7 protein-coding genes and 1 pseudogene are annotated in these 8,636 nt (G+C 71.5%); 4 read left to right on the top strand and 4 right to left on the bottom strand.

Features of this window, described 5'->3' with window-relative positions; genetic code table 11:
• Positions 1 to 643: 643 nt before the first annotated feature.
• A pseudogene (locus G3I60_RS46090) lies at positions 644 to 754 on the top strand (ATP-binding protein); the annotation flags it as partial.
• A gap of 75 nt (positions 755 to 829) precedes the next feature.
• On the opposite strand, the gene G3I60_RS40450 reads toward G3I60_RS46090, so the two are convergent.
• The 3 genes from G3I60_RS40450 to G3I60_RS40440 all read right to left on the bottom strand — a co-directional run bounded on the left by G3I60_RS40450 (position 830) and on the right by G3I60_RS40440 (position 2,245).
• Positions 830 to 1,225 (bottom strand): DUF2267 domain-containing protein, encoded by a 396-nt coding sequence (locus tag G3I60_RS40450; RefSeq protein ID WP_138356555.1) that lies wholly within the window; start codon positions 1,223 to 1,225, stop codon positions 830 to 832.
• 100 nt (positions 1,226 to 1,325) lie between these two features.
• A complete protein-coding gene (locus G3I60_RS40445) occupies positions 1,326 to 1,721 on the bottom strand; it encodes a DUF2267 domain-containing protein (protein ID WP_164294565.1) in 396 nt (131 codons plus the stop codon).
• Between the two features lie 92 nt (positions 1,722 to 1,813).
• Complete coding sequence (locus G3I60_RS40440) at positions 1,814 to 2,245, bottom strand: Hsp20/alpha crystallin family protein (RefSeq protein WP_138356553.1); 432 nt, start codon at positions 2,243 to 2,245, stop codon at positions 1,814 to 1,816.
• Positions 2,246 to 2,373: 128 nt separating this feature from the next.
• Here G3I60_RS40440 and G3I60_RS40435 point away from each other — a divergent pair, with 128 nt between their 5' ends.
• The 3 genes from G3I60_RS40435 (at position 2,374) to G3I60_RS40425 (ending at position 5,154) form a co-directional block, all read left to right on the top strand.
• A complete protein-coding gene (locus G3I60_RS40435) occupies positions 2,374 to 3,060 on the top strand; it encodes a type III effector protein (RefSeq protein ID WP_138356552.1) in 687 nt (228 codons plus the stop codon).
• Between the two features lie 276 nt (positions 3,061 to 3,336).
• Entirely contained in the window at positions 3,337 to 4,296 is a 960-nt protein-coding gene (locus G3I60_RS40430) for an ATP-binding cassette domain-containing protein (protein WP_164294564.1), read from the top strand.
• A gap of 42 nt (positions 4,297 to 4,338) precedes the next feature.
• Positions 4,339 to 5,154: an ABC transporter permease gene (locus G3I60_RS40425; protein ID WP_164294563.1), complete on the top strand. Its 816-nt coding sequence runs from the start codon at positions 4,339 to 4,341 to the stop codon at positions 5,152 to 5,154.
• 100 nt (positions 5,155 to 5,254) lie between these two features.
• Here the strand turns inward: G3I60_RS40425 and G3I60_RS40420 are convergent, their stop codons facing one another.
• Positions 5,255 to 8,416 carry a BTAD domain-containing putative transcriptional regulator gene (locus tag G3I60_RS40420; protein WP_343241100.1) on the bottom strand — a complete coding sequence of 1,054 codons (3,162 nt, stop codon included), beginning with the start codon at positions 8,414 to 8,416 and terminating at the stop codon, positions 5,255 to 5,257.
• Positions 8,417 to 8,636: the final 220 nt, after the last annotated feature.

The raw sequence follows: 8,636 nt of genomic DNA, 5'->3' as shown, positions 1-8,636 counted from the left end.
CTTCACTACACCACCCTCCGACAGCCAGCCCCGTCGCCCGTACTACAACTGCCCTGGCTTAGAACCCCACTGCCGAACCTCCCAGTGCGCGCGCCCGCAGCCGACGCCTTCACCGAGGTACCACTCATGTACCGCACTGCTGGGTACTGCAAACCGCCAGTGGCCTGCAAAAGCGCCACTCTCCGACAGCCAGCCCCGTCGCCCGTACTACAACTGCCCTGGCTTAGAACCCCACTGCCGAACCTCCCGGTGCGCGCGTCCGCAGCCGACGCCTTCACCGAGGTACCGCTCACTGACTTCACTGCTGGGTACTGCGAACTGCACTTGCGGGTACTGCCACTGCGTTACCGCTCACGGCGGCCCCTGATCACTGCGGGCCACCCGGTCCGGTCGTCAGTCCCGTCGCCGTCCTGCACCTGCTCTGGCTTCGCGACTCCACCACCGCACCGCCCTGCGAACTACACCTGCAACTGCGTACTACTGCCTGGCAGTTCATCTCTGCCGGGCCGTTCTTGATCTCGGCTACGAGAGAAACCATAACCACACCGCCGCCCAATGTCTACTCCAGCCATCACAGATTTTCGGGTACCCGACGGTGAGGTAGTCGCTTTCGAACAGAACAGCGACACGATTGACGGGTATCGGAGGGACGGGAGGTTTCGGCCGGCCCATGGTCAACCGCCTCGCGCACGCCACCGCCGTGACCCACCGGCCGGCCGGTGGGAAGACGGTGAGTGCCGTTCTCGCCCGGTAGTACCACGATGACCGTGCAGCCGATTCGTGTGATCGCTGGGTCCTGGGCGGTGCCGTGCGCGCGACGGTGGGCTCCTTATGCGGCCTGGGTGAGTTCGGCTCGGCCGAACAACAGGGCGTAGCCGTTGGGGAGCTGCTTCAGGATGCGGGTGATCAGGTCGGGGTCGGCCAGAGCGGTGACGGCGGCCAGGACGGAGCCGGTGTCCCAGCGGGTGGTGGCGGGGGTGGCGCCGGTGCGGTCGGCGAGGTCCTGGACGAAGGCCCATCCGGTCAGGGGTCGGTGGGCGGGGATTTGGGCGGTGAGGATGCAGGCGGCCTCGAAGGGCAGGCGGGCGGCGAGTTCGACGCGTTCGTCGCCTGTCAGCTGGCGGCCGAGTCCCGAAAGGACGACGCGGACGGCTTCCTCGGCCCGCTCCCGAGTGGGGTAGACGCCCTCGTAGCGGACTTTCTCCAGCATCTGCTCGTAGGTCATGGCGGTTGGGTGCTGGAGCGGTGCGCGCAGGTCGGAGATCACTGCGGTGGCTGCCTTTCTGTATCCGTGGTGGTGGTGCCGGCACCCGGCGGGTGGGTGGTCAGGTGGGTTGGGGGCGGCCGAACAGGAGGTCGTAGCCCGCGGGGAGTTGGAGCAGGACCTCGTGGAGCAGGTCGCCGTCGGTCGCGTCGGCGACGGTGCTGAGGACGGCGCTGACGTCCCAGGCCGCGGTCGTCTCGGTGGCTCCCTCGATCCAGGCCGCCGCCGCCCGCAGGAACCGCTCCGGCGGGAGGGGTTCGGCGCTCTGCAGCGGGTTGAGCAGGATCAGGGCGAAGCCTTCCGGCAGACGCGCCGCCAGGTGGGCCCGCACCTGGCCGACCAGGTGGGCGCCGAGCAGGGCGAGCACCACGCGGGTCGCGCGTTCCGCCTCCTGGCGGCTGCCGTATTCCCCGCGTTCGGTCACCTGGTCGAGGAATGCTTCCCATCGCAGGGCCATGTCGGCCGCCGCCTTTCCTTCGTCCGGTGCGGAGGACGATCGAGAGGGGCACGTGCCCGTCCTCCGCCGCGTCGGTCCCGGCCGGCGCCGGGTCAGCCGGAGATCTGCTGGCGGGAGGAGCCACCGCCGATGGCGATCTTGCGGGGCTTGGCGCGCTCGGCGATCGGGATGCGCAAGGTGAGTACCCCGGCGTCGTAGTCGGCCCTGATGCGCTCGGTGTCCAGGGTGTCGGCCAGCACGAGCTGACGGGAGAACACGCCCAGCGGCCGTTCCGACAACTCCATCGCGACGTCGTCGGCTTTCGCCGCGGGCCGGCGCTCGGCCTTGACGGTCAGCATGTTCCGCTCGACGTCGATGTCGATCGACTCCGCGCTGACACCGGGAAGGTCGAACGCCACCACGTACTCGTCGCCCTCGCGGTAGGCGTCCATCGCCATCGCGGAAGGCCGCGTCCAGGTGCCGGAGCCGGTCAGCTGCTGGGCGATCCGGTCCAGCTCGCGGAAGGGGTCAGTGCGCATCAACATTGCGAAACACCTCCAGAAGGTTCGGGCAGTAGCTGCCAATGCGCTGCACGGAATCCGTTGTAGCATGTCATCCAATGGATGACAAACATGGTGTCGTCCAAAGGCTGACAGTCCAGAAGGAGGTGCCCATGGCAGCCGCCGACCAACCGGCCTCTCCCCGCACCGACACCCAGAGCCCGGCTTCCTTTCTCGCCGCCGCGGCAGCCCTGGAAGCCATCGACGGTGAACTGCACGCCGCCCAGCATGAGACCCCGGGCTCCCCCGGCGCCCGCGCCCCCGCTGCCGGCCCGGAACAGGCCCTGGCCTCCCTCCTGCTGCTGCGGCAGATCCGCGAAAATCTCTCCGGATGGGAAACCGGCCTGATCGAGACCGCCCGCCATGCGGGAGCCAGCTGGGCCGACCTCGCCCACCCCCTGGGTGTGACCAGCCGCCAGGCCGCCGAACGCCGCTACCTGCGAGGCCGCCCCGGACCCGCCGGAACCACCGGAGAACAACGCGTCCAGGCCACCCGACAAGGCCGCGCCGCCGACCGCACCCTCGCCGCCTGGGCCCGCGACAACGCCGCCGATCTTCGCCGCATCGCCGCCCAGATCACCACTCTCACCGACCTCCCCACCGCGGCCCGCGGAACCCTCGGCCAGCTCGACGCCGCCCTCGCCGAGGACGACCCCGCGGCCCTCATCCGCCCCCTCAACGCCACCCGCCCCCACCTGACCACCACCCACCCCGACCTCGCCGCCCGACTCGACACCCTCACCCGATCCGCCACCACCCCACCTCCCTCACCGAAACTCCAGCGATCTGAAACGGAGTGATCACAGGCATGGTCCCGGTCATCGGTGGTGGGCGCAGATCAGCAGACACCAACGCTGAAGGAAAGGCAGCGATTCCACCGGACCCCGCAGCACGGAACCCGACAGGCCCGGCGCCCGCTCCTCAAGGAGCGGGCGCCGGGCCTGTTCGCGTAAGCCCTGACAGCGCCTGACAACCGTCGTCGACCGTCGTCAGCGGGCTGTCCGCGGACTGTCAGCCGGGCCCGGCATCGTCATGGTCATCGAGAACGACGAGGACCTGACGAGGAGTTGTTGAACATGGGGTACGCGATCCGGGCCGAGGGACTGGTCAAGAAGTACGGCGACTTCACCGCCCTGGACGGCGTCGACCTGGAGGTGCCGGCCGGCAAGGTCGTCGGTGTCCTGGGTCCCAACGGCGCCGGCAAGACCACCACCGTGCGCATCCTGGCCACGCTGATGCGCCCCGACGCCGGGCACGCCAGCATCGGCGGCTACGACATCGTCAAGGATCCGGTCAGGGTCCGGCAGCTGATCGGGCTGACCGGTCAGTTCGCCTCCGTGGACGAGACCCTGTCCGGCGCCGAGAACCTGGTGCTCATCGGGCGGCTGCTCGGCCTGGCCCGGCGCGACGCGAAGGCGCGGGCCGCCGAGCTCCTGGAGAACTTCTCCCTCACCGAGGCGGCCCGCAAGCCGATCGCCACCTTCTCCGGCGGGATGCGGCGGCGCCTGGACCTGGCCGCCTCCCTGGTCGGCCGGCCGCAGGTGCTCTTCCTGGACGAGCCCACCACCGGCCTGGACCCGCACGCCCGGCAGGAGGTCTGGAACGTCGTACGGCAGTTGGTCGCGGACGGCTCCACCGTGCTGCTGACCACCCAGTACCTCGAAGAGGCCGACCAGCTCGCCGACTCCATCACCGTCTTCGACAAGGGCCGCAAGGTCGCCGAAGGCCGGCCCGGTGAGCTCAAGCGCCGCGTCGGCGGCCAGATCCTCCAGGTCCGGCCCGCCATGGCCGTCGATGTGCCGCAGGTGGCGCAGCTGCTCGCCGAGCTGTCCGGCCACACCCCCGCGCAGGACTCCGGCGTGCTGACCGTCCCGGCCGACGACCCGCTGCTCGTCGCCGCGGTCGCCCGCCGCCTGGACGGCGCCGGCATCACCGCCGACGAGCTCGGCCTGCGCCTGCCCAGCCTCGACGAGGTCTTCCTCGCCCTGACCGGACACGAGCCGGCCGTCGCGGACGAGCAGCCCGTCGCCGTCTGAGCCCTTCCGTTCCCTGCAGACCTTCCCGAGAGGACCCCTGTCATGAGCACCCAGACCCTCAGCGCCCCCGCCGAGCTCCCCGGCCGTATCGGCCTCGCGCAGACCGCCCAGCACAGCCTCGCCCTCGCCGGCCGCGGCGTCATCAAGTTCATGAAGTCGCCGATGCAGCTGGTCGATGTGATCCTCACCCCGATCATCAGCCTGCTGATGTTCATCTACCTGTTCGGGGACGCCATGTCCGGCGGTGACACCCACGGCTATCTGCAGCACGTCACCCCAGGCGTCATGGTCATGGCCGTCTTCCAGGCCAGCATCGGGATCGGCGCCTCGCTCAGCGCGGACGCCAGTACCGGGATCTTCGACCGGTTCCGCAGCATGCCGATCGCCCGCTCCAGCCCGCTGATCGGCGCCGTCCTCGCGGACATCGTCCGCTACGTCGCCTGCCTGGCCACCCTGGTCGTCCTCGCCCTGATCATGGGGTACCGCGTCGGGACCAACCCGGTCGCCTCGCTCGCCGCGGTCGCCCTGCTCATCGGCTTCGCGCTCAGCTTCTCCTGGATCTCGGTGTTCCTCGGCATGCTGATCAAGAGCCCCGCCTCCGTGCAGGGCCTGATGACCATCCTGATCCTGCCGCTCACCTTCGCCAGCAACGTCTTCGTCGCCGACAACAAGATGGCCGACTGGCTCCAGGCCTGGTCCGACGTCAACCCCGTCTCGCTGGTGGCCGACGCGGTCCGCGGTCTGCTCAACGGCGGCCCGGTCGCCGGCTCGCTGGCCGGCAGCCTCGCCTGGATGGCCGGTGTGATCGTGGTCTTCTTCCCGCTGGCCATGCGGGCCTACCGCAAGAACGCCGGATGATCCCCCAGGTCCTCCGGTGACAAGTCCGGCCGGGCGGGGTCCGCACCCACGGGGGTGGAGCGGACCCCGCCCGGCTGTCCGCATGACCGCGGGCGCCTCGTCAGGCGCGCGGCACCGTCCGCAGGGTCTCCGCCTCCAGCCACCGCAGTGCGTCCTCGCGGGAGTGAGCGGCCCCCTCCTCGTACGCCTTCCTGAAGCCCTCCTCGCCCAGCGTCGCCACGATCCGGTCGACCAGCTCGCGCCACTCGGGCTCGCCCCAGTCGAAGGCGCCGCGCATCACCTGGCTCATGCCGAGCGATCTGGCGCCCTCCTCGGGGGCCCCCTCCAAGGTCCGCAGTCCGCCCAGCAGTTCGGCCACCCAGGCGAGCGCGGCGCCCGCGCCCTGGCCGAACAGGGCGCCGGCCGCCTCCGGCAGCAGGGTCCTGGCCCGTACGGCGTCACCCTCGGCGAGACGGTTCTCGATGCGGGTGCTGACGATCAGGTCGCGGGCGGTCTCCCTGAGGGAGGGGCGCCGGGCGCTCAGCGCCTCGAGACGGTCGAGGGTCGCGTCGGACTGCGCCAGGTCACCGGCCCTGCGGTGCACATTGGCCAGGCCCACGAGGATGTTGGCCTCCAGCCGCAGCTGTCCGCGCTCGCGGGCCTGCCGGTGCGCGGCGTGCAGATCGCGGAAGGCGCCTTCCAGGTCGCCGCTGCGCCGGCGTTCGCGGGCGAGTCTGGCCTTGCTGAGGTAGAGGTAGTCCTCGGTGCCGAGTTCCGAGCTGAGTGCCACGGTCCGTTCGAAGGTGGCGATGGCCTGCGGGTACTCGCCGCGCAGGGAGTGGTCGCGGCCGATCGGGAGCAGGCTCATCACGAGCCCCCAGCGGTCGCCCACCTCCTCGAAGCCGCGCAGGGCCTCCATCCGGGACTCGGCGCCGGTGACCAGGTCGCCCTGTTCGGTGAGGGCGAAGTCCCGTGCCAGGTGGGCGCCGGCCCGGACCCACGGGTCGGGCGAGTCGAGGGGATCCTGGTCCGCGCTTCCGCCCGGTCCCGATCCGCGGGCGGGGAAGGAGGCCTGGGACATCCGCAGGAGCAGTACGGCCGGGTGGAACTCCCGCGCCGTCGCCGATTCCCCCTCGACGGCCGGACGTTCGCCGCCCGCTGCCCCCCGTCCGGAGTCCCCTGCCGGTACGGAATCCGGCCCGGCGGCCTCCGCCAGATGGGTGTCGAGCTGGGTGCTCATCCCCCTGATCCCCCAGTACCAGAACATCGCCCCGGCGAAGCGCGCGGCCAGGTCCCCGTCGTCCCGGGCGTCGACGACCGAGCGCAGCGCGAGGACGAGGTTGTCGTGTTCGGCGTCGAACACCTCGATCGCGCGCAGCTGTTCGCCGGTACGGAGCCGGGGTTCGTGTTCTTCCGCGAGGGCCAGGAAGTACGCGGCATACCGCTGGATGACGGCGTCCCCGGACTCGGCGTCCGCGAGTTGCCGCGCCGCGTACGCACGGACCGTCTCCAGCATCCGGTAGCGCGGCTCGCCCAGCCGTTCGTCGACGGTGTGGACCAGCGATTTCTCGACCAGGGCGTCCAGGACGTACGGGACGTCGGCGGCCGGGAGCGACGGGTCCGCGCAGACCGCTTCGAGCGCGGGGACGGTCGCGCCGCCCGGGAACACCGACAGTCTGCGGGCGAGGATCCGCTCGGGTTCGTCGAGCAGGTCCCAGCTCCACTCGACGAGCGCGAGCAGGGTGCGCTGCCGGGGCAGGGCGGTGCGGCTGCCCGAGGCGAGGAGGCGGAAGCGGTCGTCGAGGCGGCGCGCGATCTGCTCGACGCTCATCGAGCGGAGCTTCGCCGCGGCCAGTTCGAGGGCGAGCGGCATCCCGTCGAGCCGCCGGCAGACCTCGACGACGGCGTCGAGGGTCGAGTCCTCGAGCGTGAAGTCCGGCCGGACTCCGGCGGCCCGGTCGACGAAGAGGCGGACGGCGGGCGACTGCGCGGCCTCGGCGGGCTCCGGTGATCCCATCGGGATGTCGAGGGGGCCGAGGTGGCACAGCGACTCGCCGGTGATGGCGAGCGCCTCGCGGCTGGTGGCGAGGATCCGCAGCTCCGGCAGCTTGTCGAGGAGTTCGGCGGCGAGTTCCGCGGCCGCCTCGACGAGGTGCTCGCAGTTGTCGAGCAGGAGCAGGGCGTCGCCGCTGCCGAAGAGCCCGGCCATGCGCTCGACCGGGGTGGTCCGCTGCCCCTGGCCTGCGTCGTAGAGGCGGCCGTCGGTGGAGCTGAGGGCGCCGAGTACCGCGTCGGCCAGCTGGTCCGGTGCGCTCACACCGGCGAGCGGCACGAACCAGACCCTGCCGCGGGCGTGGGCGCGGTCCCGGGTGGCCGCTTCGAGGGAGAGCCGGGTCTTGCCGGCGCCACCGGGGCCGACGATGGTAATGAGCCGATTGCGGTCCAACTGACCGGCGAGCCGCTCCAGTTCACCGTCCCGGCCGACGAAGCTGGTCAGCCGGGCCGGGAGGCGGCTCGGGGCGGTCTCGGCCCGCTCGGCCGGTGTCTCCAGCTCGCCGCGCAGCAGGACCAGATGGATCTCCCGCAGTTCGGCCGACGGATCGACGCCGAGTTCGTCGGCGAGCCGCTTGCGTATCGCCTCGTACACCGCGAGGGCGTCGGACTGCCGTCCGGCCGCGGACAGCGCCCGCATCCGCAGCCCGGCGACCCGCTCGCTCAACGGCCGTTCGGCGCCGGTCGCTTCGAGGTCGGCGAGCACCTCTCCGTACCGTCCGAGCCGCAGTTCGGCATCGCTGTGGTCCTCGGCAGCCGCGGTGCGCAGATCGTCGAGCCGGGTCGCGACGGGCCCGGCGAAGGGGGCATCGAGGACATCGGCGAGCGCCGCGCCCTGCCACAGCCCGAGCGCCGTTCCGAGCAGCGAGGCCGCCTCGCCGGGCCGCCCGGCCGCGAGGGCCCGTCTGCCCCGGGCGGCCAGTTCCTCGAAGCGGTGGACGTCCACGTCCTCAGCGCGCACCGAGAGCCGGTAACCGCCGGATGCGGACTCCACCGTCGCGGACCCGCGCAGCGCCCTGCGGAGCCGGGACACCAGCGCCTGCAGCGCGTTGGCCGCTTCGGCGGGCGGCTCCTCGCCCCAGAGGCCGTCGACGAGCGAGTCGACGGAGACCGTCCGGCCCTCTTCGAGGGCGAGCCTGGCGAGGAGCATCCGCAGCCGGACACCACCCACCTCGACCGGCGTCCCGTCGTCGGCGTACCCCTGAACCGGACCAAGCAGCACTACGCGCACACCGCGGCCTTCCCCTCCGAACCGACCGGCTCCCGCCGTGTCGATCATTCCTCCAGCGCCGGGACAGCATCACCTACTCGAACACCCCTGGTAAAGGGCCTGCGGCAGCGGACAGCAGCTCGGTGTGCGGGCGGTGGTCGACGAGGCGACGACCACCGCCGTGGCCTTCATCCGGCCGCGGATCGCAGCCGTCGCCGGGCGGGCAGCGGTCCTTGCCGCC

It is taken from the genome of Streptomyces sp. SID13666, assembly GCF_010548325.1.
Classification (GTDB): Bacteria; Actinomycetota; Actinomycetes; order Streptomycetales; family Streptomycetaceae; genus Actinacidiphila; species Actinacidiphila fildesensis.
Note: the sequence above shows the minus strand (reverse complement) of the source record. Positions and strands in the feature narration are given on the sequence as shown.

Bases quoted from the DNA above. Each gene is read 5' to 3' on its own strand.
- G3I60_RS40450 (WP_138356555.1), bottom strand. From the start codon at position 1,225: ATGACCTACGAGCAGATGCTGGAGAAAGTCCGCTACGAGGGCGTCTAC.
- G3I60_RS40445 (WP_164294565.1), bottom strand. From the start codon at position 1,721: ATGGCCCTGCGATGGGAAGCATTCCTCGACCAGGTGACCGAACGCGGG.
- G3I60_RS40440 (WP_138356553.1), bottom strand. From the start codon at position 2,245: ATGTTGATGCGCACTGACCCCTTCCGCGAGCTGGACCGGATCGCCCAG.
- G3I60_RS40435 (WP_138356552.1), top strand. From the start codon at position 2,374: ATGGCAGCCGCCGACCAACCGGCCTCTCCCCGCACCGACACCCAGAGC.
- G3I60_RS40430 (WP_164294564.1), top strand. From the start codon at position 3,337: ATGGGGTACGCGATCCGGGCCGAGGGACTGGTCAAGAAGTACGGCGAC.
- G3I60_RS40425 (WP_164294563.1), top strand. From the start codon at position 4,339: ATGAGCACCCAGACCCTCAGCGCCCCCGCCGAGCTCCCCGGCCGTATC.